The sequence below is a fragment of the Xenorhabdus indica genome, assembly GCF_014467235.1.
Classification (GTDB): domain Bacteria; phylum Pseudomonadota; class Gammaproteobacteria; order Enterobacterales; family Enterobacteriaceae; genus Xenorhabdus; species Xenorhabdus indica.
In genome coordinates, this window is record NZ_NKHP01000006.1 from 97,634 (window position 1) to 110,840 (window position 13,207).

General features: G+C 42.7%; 11 protein-coding genes and 1 other annotated feature. Of the genes, 7 read left to right on the forward strand and 4 right to left on the reverse strand.

What is annotated here, in order from left to right; translation table 11 throughout:
- Window positions 1-99: 99 nt before the first annotated feature.
- Both sltY and trpR read left to right on the forward strand, forming a co-directional pair.
- Window positions 100-2,016 (forward strand): murein transglycosylase, encoded by a 1,917-nt coding sequence (gene sltY, locus Xind_RS06800; protein WP_047679173.1) that lies wholly within the window; start codon window positions 100-102, stop codon window positions 2,014-2,016.
- 56 nt (window positions 2,017-2,072) lie between these two features.
- On the forward strand, window positions 2,073-2,393 hold the full coding sequence (gene trpR / locus Xind_RS06805) for a trp operon repressor (RefSeq protein WP_047679149.1): 321 nt from the start codon (window positions 2,073-2,075) through the stop codon (window positions 2,391-2,393).
- A 117-nt stretch (window positions 2,394-2,510) separates the two neighbouring features.
- Here the strand turns inward: trpR and yjjX are convergent, their stop codons facing one another.
- Window positions 2,511-3,044, reverse strand: a complete 534-nt coding sequence (yjjX, locus tag Xind_RS06810) for an inosine/xanthosine triphosphatase (RefSeq protein WP_038184016.1) — start codon at window positions 3,042-3,044, stop codon at window positions 2,511-2,513.
- Window positions 3,045-3,099: 55 nt separating this feature from the next.
- Here yjjX and gpmB point away from each other — a divergent pair, with 55 nt between their 5' ends.
- The gene (gene gpmB, locus Xind_RS06815; RefSeq protein ID WP_047679146.1) at window positions 3,100-3,747 is read left to right on the forward strand and encodes a 2,3-diphosphoglycerate-dependent phosphoglycerate mutase GpmB; all 648 of its coding nucleotides are present in this window, start codon (window positions 3,100-3,102) and stop codon (window positions 3,745-3,747) included.
- Here gpmB and robA read toward each other — a convergent pair.
- Window positions 3,744-4,625 (reverse strand): MDR efflux pump AcrAB transcriptional activator RobA, encoded by an 882-nt coding sequence (gene robA, locus Xind_RS06820; protein ID WP_047679144.1) that lies wholly within the window; start codon window positions 4,623-4,625, stop codon window positions 3,744-3,746. The two genes, gpmB and robA, sit on opposite strands and share 4 nt — an antisense overlap.
- Window positions 4,626-5,350: 725 nt before the next feature.
- Between robA and creA the strand changes: the two genes are divergently transcribed.
- Window positions 5,351-5,827 (forward strand): protein CreA, encoded by a 477-nt coding sequence (gene creA / locus Xind_RS06825; RefSeq protein ID WP_047679142.1) that lies wholly within the window; start codon window positions 5,351-5,353, stop codon window positions 5,825-5,827.
- Window positions 5,828-5,982: 155 nt separating this feature from the next.
- On the opposite strand, the gene arcA is transcribed toward creA, so the two are convergent.
- Complete coding sequence (gene arcA / locus Xind_RS06830; protein ID WP_047679140.1) at window positions 5,983-6,699, reverse strand: two-component system response regulator ArcA; 717 nt, start codon at window positions 6,697-6,699, stop codon at window positions 5,983-5,985.
- A gap of 702 nt (window positions 6,700-7,401) precedes the next feature.
- Window positions 7,402-7,518: a sequence feature (Thr leader region), on the forward strand.
- Window positions 7,519-7,555: 37 nt separating this feature from the next.
- Between arcA and thrA the strand changes: the two genes are divergently transcribed.
- Genes thrA through thrC form a run of 3 tightly spaced genes read left to right on the forward strand, consistent with a single transcriptional unit; the run spans window position 7,556 to window position 12,242 of the window.
- Complete coding sequence (gene thrA / locus Xind_RS06835; RefSeq protein WP_187649718.1) at window positions 7,556-10,015, forward strand: bifunctional aspartate kinase/homoserine dehydrogenase I; 2,460 nt, start codon at window positions 7,556-7,558, stop codon at window positions 10,013-10,015.
- A gap of 2 nt (window positions 10,016-10,017) precedes the next feature.
- Window positions 10,018-10,947: a homoserine kinase gene (gene thrB, locus Xind_RS06840; protein ID WP_445286328.1), complete on the forward strand. Its 930-nt coding sequence runs from the start codon at window positions 10,018-10,020 to the stop codon at window positions 10,945-10,947.
- 2 nt (window positions 10,948-10,949) lie between these two features.
- Entirely contained in the window at window positions 10,950-12,242 is a 1,293-nt protein-coding gene (thrC, locus tag Xind_RS06845) for a threonine synthase (protein WP_187649719.1), read from the forward strand.
- A 41-nt stretch (window positions 12,243-12,283) separates the two neighbouring features.
- Here thrC and yaaA read toward each other — a convergent pair whose 3' ends face one another.
- Window positions 12,284-13,060 (reverse strand): peroxide stress protein YaaA, encoded by a 777-nt coding sequence (gene yaaA, locus Xind_RS06850; RefSeq protein WP_187649720.1) that lies wholly within the window; start codon window positions 13,058-13,060, stop codon window positions 12,284-12,286.
- Window positions 13,061-13,207: the final 147 nt, after the last annotated feature.

Sequence of the window (13,207 nt, forward strand, 5' to 3'; positions counted from 1 at the left end):
TTACGCTCATCGTTGTGATAAATCACATCAATATTATTATAATTAAAACAATTTATATCTCGTTCACTACCGGTCAATCTTCTGGAGGAGTATGTGACTATAAGTAAATGGCAGCATTTTATAATGACTGTTAGTCTGGCTTCTGTTATTGGCATGGCTCATGCAGACTCTCTGGATGCTCAGCGGGAGCGCTATCAGGCAATAAAACTCGCGTGGGATGCGAAAAATATGGCAGAAGTTGATCGGTTGATGCCAACATTAAAGGATTACCCTTTGTATCCTTATCTGGAGTATCGTCAATTAGTTCATAACCTGAAAATTGTTTCTCCTCAGCAGATTCGTCACTTCATGACCACTTACCCGACCCTGCCACCCGCTCATTCTCTGTCATCCCGATACATCAATTCTCTGGCAAATGACGGAGATTGGTATGGCATTCTGGCATTCAGTCCCAATGCACCCAATACCGTAGCAGCACGTTGTAATTATTACTTTGCTAAGTGGGCAATAGGAAACCAGAAAGCTGCCTGGAAAGGCGCTAAGGAAATTTGGTTACGTGGCAACTCATTGCCCGATGATTGCGATAATTTGTTGAATGTCTGGGAACGCTCCGGACACTTATCCGTAAGTTTAATATTGCAGCGTATCGAATTAGCAGTAGAGGAGAATAATGCAACCCTGGCGAGTTATCTTATCAAGCGCTTGCCCTTGAATTATCGCAACTTAAGAACTCATTTACTGAAATTGCAAAGTAACCCCGCATCTGTTGAATACTTTGCCAGAACAATAAGACCAACTGACTTCACCCGTTCCATGGTCATCAATGCCTTTTCTCATTTTGCCCGTAAAGATGCTGAGCAGGCCAGACTCAGTCTCACCGCCATTGCACGAGCACAAAAAATGAATAACCTGGAAAGACAGAGATTAAAGGACATCGTGGCATGGCAATTAATGGGAGATATTACACCAGAGCAAGCAAAATGGCGGGATAATGCAATACAAGACTCACACTCCAGCGCCCTGATTGAACGTCGTACTCGTTTGGCGCTACGGGATGCCGATGAAAAAGGACTGGCGGAATGGTTAAACTTGTTACCTAAAAATGTCCTGCAAAAAGATGAATGGCAATATTGGCGTGCGATTGTCCTGCTGAATACCGGTAAGAAAAAGGAAGGAGACGCCATATTACGTAAATTGATGGAGCATCGTGGTTTCTACCCTATGGTAGCAGCACAGAAATTACATATGCCCTATCCTCTGGTGATCAATAAGTCAGAAAGACCTGATGCTTCCATCACGAAGTTACCGCAGATTAAGCGGGTCCGTGAATTAATGTATTGGAATATGGATGATCTGGCCCGCTCAGAATGGATCAACTTAGTTTCTTCGCAGAACAGCACTAAACAAGAACAACTGGCTCGTTATGCGTTTGAGCAAAATTGGCCTGCGCTGAGTGTTCAGGCGACGATCACCGGCAAGATGTGGGATCATCTCGAAGAACGTTTTCCTTTAGCGTGGCAAAATGAATTTGCTCACTTTACTTCAGATAAAAGTATTTCACAAAGTTATGCAATGGCTATTGCGCGACAGGAAAGCGCCTGGGACCCACAAGCCCAGTCTTCAAAAGGAGCGAGCGGATTAATGCAACTGATGCCCAAAACAGCAGAACATACGGTAAAGAGCAAAAAAATTGATGGCTATGTCAGCCGCAGCCAATTAATGAACCCGGCCATAAATATCAAAATTGGCACTGCATATCTGGAATCGATTTATCAGAATTTTGGTAATAACCGTATTCTCGCCAGTGCTGCCTATAACGCAGGCCCCAGAAATGTCGAACGTTGGTTAACCAATAGTGCGGGAAACATTGATGCTATCGCTTTTATTGAAAGTATTCCTTTTTCTGAAACACGCTCTTACGTCAAAAATGTGCTGGCTTATGATGTGTTCTATCATAATTTCATGGGGAAATTATCTAATGTGTTGACTGAAGCTGAATGGCAAAGACGTTACTGATTTCAGATCTAATTGTGATATGATTTTGTACTAGTTAAATAGTATGGCTATAGATTATGACACAAAATCATTTGATTGATCCGGCACTTTCCCCGGAAGATGGCGATGACTGGCTTGCTTTTGTCGAGTTATTACAAACGGCATTTGAACAAAATTTGCAACATCAAATTTTACAGTTATTATTGACACCCGATGAACGTACAGCGTTATCAACCAGAGTTCGAATTATTCAAGAGTTGATGCGTGGGCAAATGAGTCAACGCGAACTCAAAAACGAACTTAGTGTTGGGATTGCAACAATCACTCGTGGCTCGAATAGTTTGAAATCAGCGTCAGCCCACGTCAAAGAGTGGCTGGAGGCGCAGTTATTGAAGTAAATCGGTTATAATAATAGCTGTTCTGACGATATCTGTTTTGGTAATGGTGGTTAAATAATCACTAACAGAGGCCATATCATTATGGCCTCCGGTAGTTATGCTATTGTCATTATGCCATTAAGGTTGATTGTTCAATTCTTTATAAATTTCATGATGGATAGGAACGAGAGCCAGTATCAGTGCCTGATGGTAAACACTAGTACGAGTCAGGATGCCATTGGTGAAAAAGCCAATGGCCCCACCTTTTTGTTTGATGTTATCAACACCGGTCAGATAAGCCATTTCGTGACCAAGCTCACGTCCCTCACGAATGCCTTCCAGTACCTTTTCAGGCAGCATCAGACTGGCAGAACGCGATTCACCCCGGATTTGCTTATACTCGATAACCATCCAGGCAAAAGTCATGTCATCTTCGATTCCGGCTTCAACACCGACCCAGAAATCGGCTTCCGGCCGAACCTGACGAGCTGCCATAACCCGATGACGAGCACCAGTACGAGTTTCGGTATTACCAATTGGCTGTTGAGGGACGCTACTGTCTACATTGACATCTTCTATACGGTATGTTCCTGGGCCAAAAACATCATCAAATGCAAGGCTAATCGCTTTTATTTTCGCAGGGTTAGTTGTTGCAGCAATAACATGATACATAATAAATAAGTAATCCTTTGAACTATTTCATGATGCAGTATAACGGAAAATAACTATGTTACAGGTATATCTTGTTCGTCATGGCGAAACAGAATGGAACGTGGCTCGTCGTATTCAAGGGCAATCTGACAGCCCATTGACTGAAATTGGGCGGCGTCAGGCACTCTTGGTAGCACAAAGAGTGCAGTCAGAGAACATTACACATGTTATCACTAGTGACCTTGGTCGAACACGCGAAACCGCAGAAATTATTGCAAAAGCCTGTGACTGTGAGGTGATATTAGAGCCACGCTTGCGGGAAATAAACATGGGCATTCTGGAAAACCGTGAACTGAGTTCCCTGACACAAGAAGAAGAGTCCTGGCGCAAAAGTCTTGTTGATGGAACACCAAACGGACGGATACCAAAAGGTGAATCAATGAACGAGGTATGCAGTCGTATGCGTGCAGCACTGGAAAGCTGTCTTGACCTACCAGCAGGAAGTCGTCCTTTGCTGGTGAGTCATGGCATGGCGTTAGTCAGTCTGATTTTCTCTATTTTGGGATTACCAGCCAACTCTGAACGTCGCCTGCGGTTGAGGAACTGCTCTATCTCAAGGGTGGATTATCAGGATAGCCCATGGCTGGCTTCTGGTTGGATCGTTGAAACAGCGGGCGATATCACACATCTGAATATGCCCGCATTAGATGAACTACAAGGCTAACGCTGAATTGGGATGAGGTACTCAAACTCCACAACATGGCTTTGAGACTCATCCTCCAACTTCTTCCTTTCAAGATTAGTAAGATAGTATCGCTCGACATCGTATCCCTTCCTGCGAGTGATATTCAGTTGGGGTAAACAAACAGTATAGATATTAAAGAGAAATTCATCGAGGCGCTCTTCTTTACCAAAATAACTGAATGAAATGTATTCCCCTCCGGGCAAAACAACCGGCTGACTATCTTTAGTGTCAAAAGTCGCATATTCCGGCTCTATTGCAGTGGTATAAAAAACCGTCTGCTCATCATCATGATCTGTACTGATAGTGGAATGGTGCAATCCATACAATTTAGGAGGTAAGATTTCAGCATGTTGCAGATAGAAAACCCAAAAGTTATTGCGCATCTCCGTACAGGCTTTCGACCATTGTTCCAATGTATAGGAGCAGGTATGCTCAGTACCGACAAGTAATTTATCTTCCAACGTCACAAACTTATGTTCAGGTAACGGTTTGTTATCCAACATAATCGGAGGACAAATCCCGGTAGCACACCACTCCTCACTTCGGCGATAAGAGGCCGGTGTTCGGTTGAACTGTTTTTTGAAAGCTCTGGTAAAAGTTTGTTGAGAATCAAAACGATATTGCAGAGCAATGTCCAAAATGGGGCGACCGGTTACACGCAATGCAACGGCAGCCTTGGACAACCGTCTGGCACGAATGTAAGAGCCAATAGCCTGTCCCGTAACATCTTTAAACATGCGCTGTAAGTGCCACTTGGAATAACCTGCTTTTGCTGCAACATTATCAAGGGATAGTGGACGATCCAGATTATTATCCAACCAATGTAGCAGATCTCGAATGATGTTGGTTTGATCCATACATCTCCCTAATTCATCAAGACAAAAAGAAAACCATACAATTTTAAGATAACTAAATGTTTAAAAAATTTTCAGAATGAAAATGTTATATAGATTGATAATCAGCACCTATCATTTCCAAACTCTAAGATGGCTTTAACTACCTGATTTTTTTTAATTCACCAAGCATACTGTCGTTTTCACAACATAGTCCTTTTCCCTGTTATGACAGCAACACCTATTGTAACTACCCATAGCCGCTATTTTCATTGCAATTCCTAAATTGACAAGCATTCTTCCTGACATAATAAAGCAGAATATTGTGGCACAATCACAACAGATAAAACCTGATACGAAATTAAACAAGACAAATCTTGGAATAAGCTAATGGCAAATATGATCATTTGTCAAGCTTACCTTTAGGCTCCATTACCAATAATGGTTGGAAAATTTATTAAAATAATTTGCCTCTATTTTATATTGATGGGCGATAAACAACAGTGACACCCCATGAAATTTTCTATGAAGAAAACATATTTTGTATATCTTTGAGAAAGTATGAGCATCCGTAAAAGCAGATTTAAAACACACTCTTTACTCGTTTTGAATGTATATTCAGCTATAATGCCATGTTTTTCTTCATAGATACATTAACTTTGAAAATGCCTTTGCAAAAGCCATTGATTCGCATTATATGTCAATGATAGATATTTTCACCGTGTTTATTTAATTAAAGTGGACTAAATATGGTAACAATTAAGAAAATAGTGATTGCTGTTGCCCTACTCTGTTCTCCGGTGATCCTGCACGCCGAAGAGATCGGATCTGTTGATACCGTGTTCAAACTTTTTGGGCCAGATAACAAAATAGTGATAGAAGCTTTTGATGATCCCGATGTTAAAAATGTAACTTGCTATTTAAGCAGAGCTAAAACAGGTGGAATTAAAGGCGGTTTAGGATTAGCAGAAGATACTTCTGATGCCGCGATCTCCTGTCAGCAGGTTGGGCCAATTGAACCGGCAGATAAGATCCTTAATTCACCGAAAAAAGGGCAAGTCGTTTTCCAGAAAAGAACATCGTTGGTGTTTAAAAAACTCCAGGTTGTCCGTTTTTACGATCCAAAACGTAATACACTGATCTACTTAACCTATTCCGACAAAGTCATTGATGGTTCACCTAAAAATGCCATCAGCGCCGTACCCATTATGCCGTGGAAAGAGTAGAACAACCAACGAAACCGCAGCCTAAAAAAATAGTGATTAAAAAGCCCTGAACTCCCTTAAGTATTCAGGGCTTTTTTTGTTGATATTGTATTTTTAAAATAAAGATTTTTATGAATGCAATAAATTAAAAACACAATAAATGACGGGAATAAATATTAGTCTTCCAGATCACCACAGAAACGATAGCCTTCACCATGAATAGTGGCAATAATTTCTGGGGTATCCGGTGTCGATTCAAAGTGTTTACGAATTCGACGAATAGTGACGTCCACAGTACGATCATGTGGCTTTAGTTCACGCCCGGTCATTTTTTTCAACAGCTCTGCACGAGTCTGAATTTTTCCCGGATTCTCACAGAAGTGGAGCATCGCACGAAACTCACTGCGTGGCAGCTTATAGTGATCTCCCATTGGGTTTACCAGTGAACGGCTATTGATATCCAATTCCCAACCATTGAACTTATAACTTTCAACTTGACGGCGTTCTTCACCTGAATGGCTCAGATTCATAGTACGGGAAAGCAGGTTCCGCGCACGAATAGTTAACTCCCGCGGGTTGAAAGGCTTGGTGATGTAATCATCAGCACCAATTTCAAGGCCAAGTATTTTATCCACCTCATTATCACGCCCAGTTAAGAACATCAGGGCAACATTTGCCTGCTCACGTAACTCACGGGCAAGAAGCAGCCCATTTTTGCCTGGCAGATTGATATCCATAATCACTAAGTTGATATCGTTATCTGACAAAATATTGTGCATTTCTAAGCCATCATTGGCTTCATAAACAACATACCCTTCAGCTTCAAAAATACTCTTTAAGGTATTGCGTGTGACAATTTCGTCTTCAACAATCAAAATGTGCGGGGTTTGCATGGTTGCTACCTAAAAATCGCTAAAAAAACAGAACCTGTATAACATAAGCTGTTATTATTAAAAGTAAAAAATCCCACTCTCGCTCTGGATTACAGAAAACGCAGCTCATGTCTGAAAAATGTTGTTGATATGTTTTACGCTAAAAGCATTTGTTGCTTCTCTCTGAAGGTACATACCCGTAAACCCATCTCAGCAAGGGCTATATTAGTCTATTAACAGCAATATAACAGCTAGTAATGCATTTGCCCTCTAAAAAAACCAACTTTTGTTGATACATATCAAAATCAATTGTAGCACGATAACATTATTTGTAATTGTTAATTTAAAATTAACCATCTTGTTATTAATTTGGAAAATTAATGTTAATAATTTGCCATGTTGCCTCTAATGCTTAGAGAGATCAACCCAACACTTAAATGTTAAAATTAGCGTGTTTTATCATAAAGACGAAATAATTACAAAATATGTTTTTTATAAAATTAAATGCTGATAAAAATATTTCAAACCAGATAATGGCTCAATTATCGAATCATATTTTGAACGATTACAACACAGAAAATGATGCTTTTTTCCACGATGATTTTAAAAATTATTTGACTTCCACCACAGTTTCCTTTAACCAATAGGGGTCGAACAGAATAAAAAGACAGACAGGAAACCATGCGCAACGTTAGCCCGAAAAATACAATTACTGCAAACACAGTTACTGCTAAAACAATCACTACGATTACCACCGGAACCACGAGTTACGGTGCGGGCTGACGCGTACAAATAAAATAGTAAAAAGCCCGTATCCCACAAGATACGGGCTTTTTTTTGACGCTTTTTTTAACAGAAAGTCAGGAGAGAAATACCAATGCGAGTACTAAAATTTGGGGGCACATCAGTCGCAAACTACCAACGCGTACTGTGTGTGGCTGATATCGCTGAAAGTGAACTATCCCTTGGGCAAGTCGCCCTGGTTCTTTCTGCACCCGCAAAAATTACAAACCATTTAGTAGCGATGATAACCAAAACGGTTGCAGGACAAGACATTGTTTCCAATATGAGCGATACCACCCAAATCTTTACTGATTTGTTGTCGGGATTAAAAGAGCATCAGCCAAATTTCGATTATGAACTTCTGAAAGGTGTTATAGCGCGTGAACTGGCTAATCTAAAGCAATCCCTGCATGGTATTTCTCTGTTAAAACAGTGCCCGGACAGCATTAATGCAGCCCTGATTTGCTGTGGTGAAAAATTATCCATTGCGATTATGTCCACCGTACTACAAGCTCGCGGACATAAAGTATTTGTTATCGATCCGGTTAAAAACCTTCTTGCTCACGGACACTATCTCGAATCCACTGTTGATATCCACGAATCCACCAAACGTATTGCAGCCCTGAATATTCCTGCTGACCATATTATCCTGATGGCAGGCTTCACTGCGGGTAATGATAATGGTGAACGGGTTGTTCTTGGGCGTAATGGTTCCGATTATTCGGCCGCAGTGCTGGCAGCATGCTTACGTGCGGATTGCTGTGAAATCTGGACTGACGTAGATGGTGTTTATACCTGTGACCCACGGTCCGTTTCTGATGCCCGTCTATTGAAAAGCCTGTCCTATCAGGAAGCCATGGAACTTTCCTATTTTGGTGCTAAAGTCCTTCATCCCCGCACTATTGCGCCTATCGCTCAATTCCAGATCCCTTGCCTGATTAAAAATACCGCTAATCCTGATGCACCAGGAACGTTCATTGGTGAAGGACAAAAAGACGAAAGTATGCTTATTAAGGGCATCACTAACCTGAATCATATGGCAATGATCAACGTTTCAGGCCCCGGCATGAAAGGTATGGTCGGCATGGCAGCAAGAGTATTTGCCGTTATGTCCCGCTCAGGCATTTCTGTTGTGCTGATTACACAGTCTTCATCGGAATACAGCATCAGTTTCTGCGTACCACAAAAAGAGTTGAACAGAGCACAAAAAGCACTGACAGAAGAATTTTATCTGGAATTGAAAGACGGTGTGCTTGATCCCATTGATGTGATAGATAACCTCGCCATCATTTCTGTGGTTGGTGATGGAATGCGCACACAACGTGGCATCTCTGCCCGTTTCTTCTCGGCATTGACCCGTGCCAATATTAACATCATCGCTCTTGCTCAAGGTTCATCGGAACGCTCCATTTCCGCAGTCATTGACAATGATGCTGCTACAACAGCGGTTCGTCTCTGTCACCAAATGCTGTTTAATACCGCTCAAGTGGTTGAAGTGTTTGTTGTCGGTGTGGGCGGTGTTGGCAGCGCATTGATTGAACAAATCCGCCGCCAACAATCATGGCTGAAACAAAAACATATTGATCTACGCGTCTGTGGTATTGCCAACTCGCGGGCTATGCTAACAGATATGCAGGGCATCAGTTTAGATAACTGGCAACAGGCTCTGTCAGAAGCCAGTGAGCCTTTCAGCCTGAGCCGGTTGATCCGGCTTGAAAAAGAGTATCATCTCCTGAACCCGGTGATTGTGGACTGTACATCAAATCAATCCATTGCCGAACAATATGTCAGCTTCCTGAGCGATGGCTTCAACGTTGTCACACCGAATAAAAAAGCCAATACACTTTCAATGGTCTATTACCGAAAAATCCGTCAGGCTGCTGGAAAGTCGAAGCGTAAGTTCCTGTATGACACCAACGTAGGCGCAGGATTACCTGTCATCGAAAACTTACAGAATTTGCTGAACGCCGGGGATGAGTTAGTTCAGTTCAACGGTATCCTGTCAGGTTCTCTGTCTTACATTTTCGGTATGCTGGATGAAGGTATGACACTTTCGCAAGCAACGTTGCTGGCAAAAGAAAAAGGCTTTACGGAACCCGACCCACGAGACGATCTATCAGGTATGGATGTTGCACGTAAACTATTAATTCTGGCGCGTGAATCTGGCTATGAGCTGGAATTGGAAGATATTCATGTCGAGCCCGTTTTACCGGCATCATTTAATGCCAGTGGTGATGTCAGCGATTTTCTGCAACGTTTACCACAACTGGATCTGGAATTTAATCGCCGGGTTGCAGATGCCGCAAAGCAAGAAAAAGTGTTGCGCTATGTCGGCATCATTGAACAAGGTCGTTGTATGGTGAAAATTGCCGCAGTCGATGGCAATGATCCGCTTTATAAAGTCAAAAATGGCGAAAACGCGCTGGCTTTCTATACCCGTTATTATCAACCAATCCCACTGGTGCTACGTGGCTACGGTGCAGGGAATGATGTGACGGCAGCAGGCGTTTTTGCTGATATATTACGCACTCTGTCATGGAAATTGGGGGTTTAATGGTGGTCAGGGTTTATGCACCTGCCTCTATCGGTAACGTTGGGGTTGGGTTTGATGTGCTTGGCGCAGCAGTTTCTCCTGTTGATGGTTCACTGCTTGGGGATTGTGTCTCTGTCAGTGCAGCAGAAAGTTTTACTTTAAGTAATGAAGGGAAATTTATCGGTAAACTACCTGAAAATCCGAAACATAATATTGTCTACCAATGTTGGCAGCTCTTTCGCCAGCGACTGGGTAAAGAACTGCCTGTTGCCATGATACTGGAAAAAAACATGCCGATTGGCTCAGGATTAGGTTCCAGTGCCTGCTCAGTAGTTGCCGCATTAGTGGCATTAAATGAGTATGCAGGCCGTCCTTTTGAGCGTAGCCAATTATTGGACATGATGGGGGAATTAGAAGGGCGAATTTCCGGTGGTGTACATTATGACAATGTTGCACCGTGTTATTTAGGTGGGCTGCAATTAATTCTGGCTCAGGAAGATAGCGTTTGTCAGTCAATCCCCGCATTTGATGATTGGTTATGGGTGATGGCCTACCCCGGCATCAAGGTTTCGACATCAGAAGCACGCGCCATTTTACCTGCTCGCTATTCCCGCAGCGATATTATTAACCATGGCCGTTATTTTGCAGGATTTATTCACGCCTGCTATACCCAACAATCTGATTTAGCGGCCAAACTGATGAAAGATGTTATTGCCGAACCTTATCGCACACAGCTTTTACCTGGTTTTACCAACGCACGTGATGGAGTAAAAAAACTGGGTGCTTTGGCATGTAGCATCTCTGGCTCTGGCCCGACATTATTTGCGATTTGCAATGAGATGGCGATAGCGAAAGAGGTCGCCCAGTGGCTGCAACAACATTACGTACAGAATGACGAAGGTTTTGTTCATATTTGCCGTCTGGATCTCGCAGGCGCACGACAGGTAGGGTAACAATGAAACTATATAACTTAAAAGACAATCACGAGCAGGTCAGTTTTTCACAGGCAGTTAAACAAGGATTGGGGAAACAGCAAGGATTGTTCTTCCCGCAGGATTTACCTGAATTCAGTCGTGCCGAAGTTGATGAATTATTAAAACTGGATTTTGTCAGCCGCAGCCAGCGTATTCTCTCTGCATTTATTGGCGATGAAATTCCTGCTGAACAACTGGCTAAACGCGTTAAAAATGCTTTCGCTTTTCCTGCTCCCATATCAATTGTCGAAGATGACATCGCTTCACTGGAGCTTTATCACGGCCCGACACTGGCTTTCAAAGACTTTGGCGGCCGTTTTATGGCTCAGATCCTTGCACAAATTGCAGGAGAACAACCAGTCACTATTTTGACTGCGACTTCCGGTGATACCGGAGCGGCTGTTGCTCATGCCTTTTATGGTTTAGAGAATGTACAGGTGGTGATCCTCTATCCAGAAGGAAAAATCAGCCCATTACAGGAAAAACTGTTCTGCACATTGGGTCGCAATATTCACACTGTCGCTGTTCAAGGCGATTTTGATGCTTGTCAGGCGCTGGTTAAACAATCTTTTGATGATGAAGAACTGAAAAAAGCTTTGTACCTCAACTCTGCGAACTCAATTAATATCAGTCGACTACTGGCACAAATTTGCTATTACTTTGAAGCCGTTGCACAGATACCAGCAGAAAAACGCGAACAGTTGGTAATTTCCGTGCCTAGCGGCAACTTTGGCAATCTGACTGCGGGCTTACTGGCAAAATCAATGGGATTGCCGGTAAAACGTTTTATCGCGGCAACCAATGTTAACGATACCGTTCCCCGTTATCTGGCAGAAGGCACATGGCAACCGAACCAGACCGTTGCCACTCTCGCCAATGCGATGGACGTCAGTCAGCCAAATAACTGGCCGCGTATTGAAGAACTTTTCCGTCGTAAGGGTTGGTCACTCAGTGAACTGGGCAATGGTGTTGTAGATGACAATATCATTCAAAGCACAATCCAGGAATTAGCTGCCAAAGGCTATATTTCCGAACCTCACGCAGCCATTGCTTACCGGGTATTACGGGATCAATTGCAGGAAGGCGAATATGGACTGTTTTTGGGAACGGCTCATCCCGCCAAATTCAAAGAAAGCGTGGAAGCAATCCTCGGCCAGCCATTGCCGTTACCACAAGAGCTGGCCGAACGTGCCGATATGGCATTATTATCCCACGTCCTGCCTGCTGATTTCGCCACCTTACGCGAATTCCTGATGGAAAGAGCCCCGAAATAAATAGATTTGTCACTCCACAATGACTTGTGGAGTGGCCTTTATCATGGTTGTTCAGGGCGTTTAAACACCAATTCATTGCTTTTAGAAAGAGATTCATCAAAAGCGTATCCTTCCAGGTTAAACTCCACCAACCGTGCTGGATCGGTCAATTGGTTTTGAATAATAAAGCGGCTCATTAATCCACGGGCTTTCTTGGCGTAGAAACTAATAACTTTATATTTGCCATTTTTTTCATCCAGAAAAACCGGCTTGATAATGTTGGCTGACAGCTTTTGGGTATTTACCGATTTGAAATACTCATCAGAAGCCAAATTAATCAAAACATCATCACCTTGTTGCTCCAGTGCAACATTCAAATTTTCCGTAATACGATCTCCCCAGAATTTATACAAATCTTTACCACGAGGGTTCTCCAGTTTGATACCCATTTCCAAACGATAAGGCTGCATCAGATCGAGAGGACGCAAGACCCCATATAACCCAGATAAAATTCTCAAATGAGTTTGAGCAAAATCAAAATCAGCATCTGAGAATGTTTCTGCCTGCATACCGGTATAGACATCCCCTTTGAAAGCAAGGATCGCCTGACGAGCATTTTCCGGTGTGAATTCGGGTTTCCACTCACCAAAACGGGCTGCATTCAATCCCGCCAGTTTATCGCTGATACCCATCAGACTACTGATTTCTGCGGGTGTTAATGTGCAGCAAACATCAATTAACTGTTTAGACTCCTCCAGCAAAGCTGGTTGACTATACTTTTCTGTTGCAAGCGGGTTTTCATAATCGAGCGTTTTGGCTGGTGAAATAGTAATAAGCATGATTCTGTTCCGAGTTTCTGAATGGTTTTCTCAATAATCGAGGCTTTTCCACTTCAATTTAGCAAAATTAACCTGAAAAAGGGGAATAACAGCGATAGAATTTTCCGACCTGACGCGCTGTGCTTGACCATGTTATTATCACAAGAT

What these genes read in the sequence shown, in the direction of transcription:
- trpR (WP_047679149.1), top strand. Translation starts at nt 2,073, where the DNA reads ATGACACAAAATCATTTGATTGATCCGGCACTTTCCCCGGAAGATGGC.
- yjjX (WP_038184016.1), bottom strand. Translation starts at nt 3,044, where the DNA reads ATGTATCATGTTATTGCTGCAACAACTAACCCTGCGAAAATAAAAGCG.
- gpmB (WP_047679146.1), top strand. Translation starts at nt 3,100, where the DNA reads ATGTTACAGGTATATCTTGTTCGTCATGGCGAAACAGAATGGAACGTG.
- robA (WP_047679144.1), bottom strand. Translation starts at nt 4,625, where the DNA reads ATGGATCAAACCAACATCATTCGAGATCTGCTACATTGGTTGGATAAT.
- creA (WP_047679142.1), top strand. Translation starts at nt 5,351, where the DNA reads ATGGTAACAATTAAGAAAATAGTGATTGCTGTTGCCCTACTCTGTTCT.
- arcA (WP_047679140.1), bottom strand. Translation starts at nt 6,699, where the DNA reads ATGCAAACCCCGCACATTTTGATTGTTGAAGACGAAATTGTCACACGC.
- thrA (WP_187649718.1), top strand. Translation starts at nt 7,556, where the DNA reads ATGCGAGTACTAAAATTTGGGGGCACATCAGTCGCAAACTACCAACGC.
- thrC (WP_187649719.1), top strand. Translation starts at nt 10,950, where the DNA reads ATGAAACTATATAACTTAAAAGACAATCACGAGCAGGTCAGTTTTTCA.
- yaaA (WP_187649720.1), bottom strand. Translation starts at nt 13,060, where the DNA reads ATGCTTATTACTATTTCACCAGCCAAAACGCTCGATTATGAAAACCCG.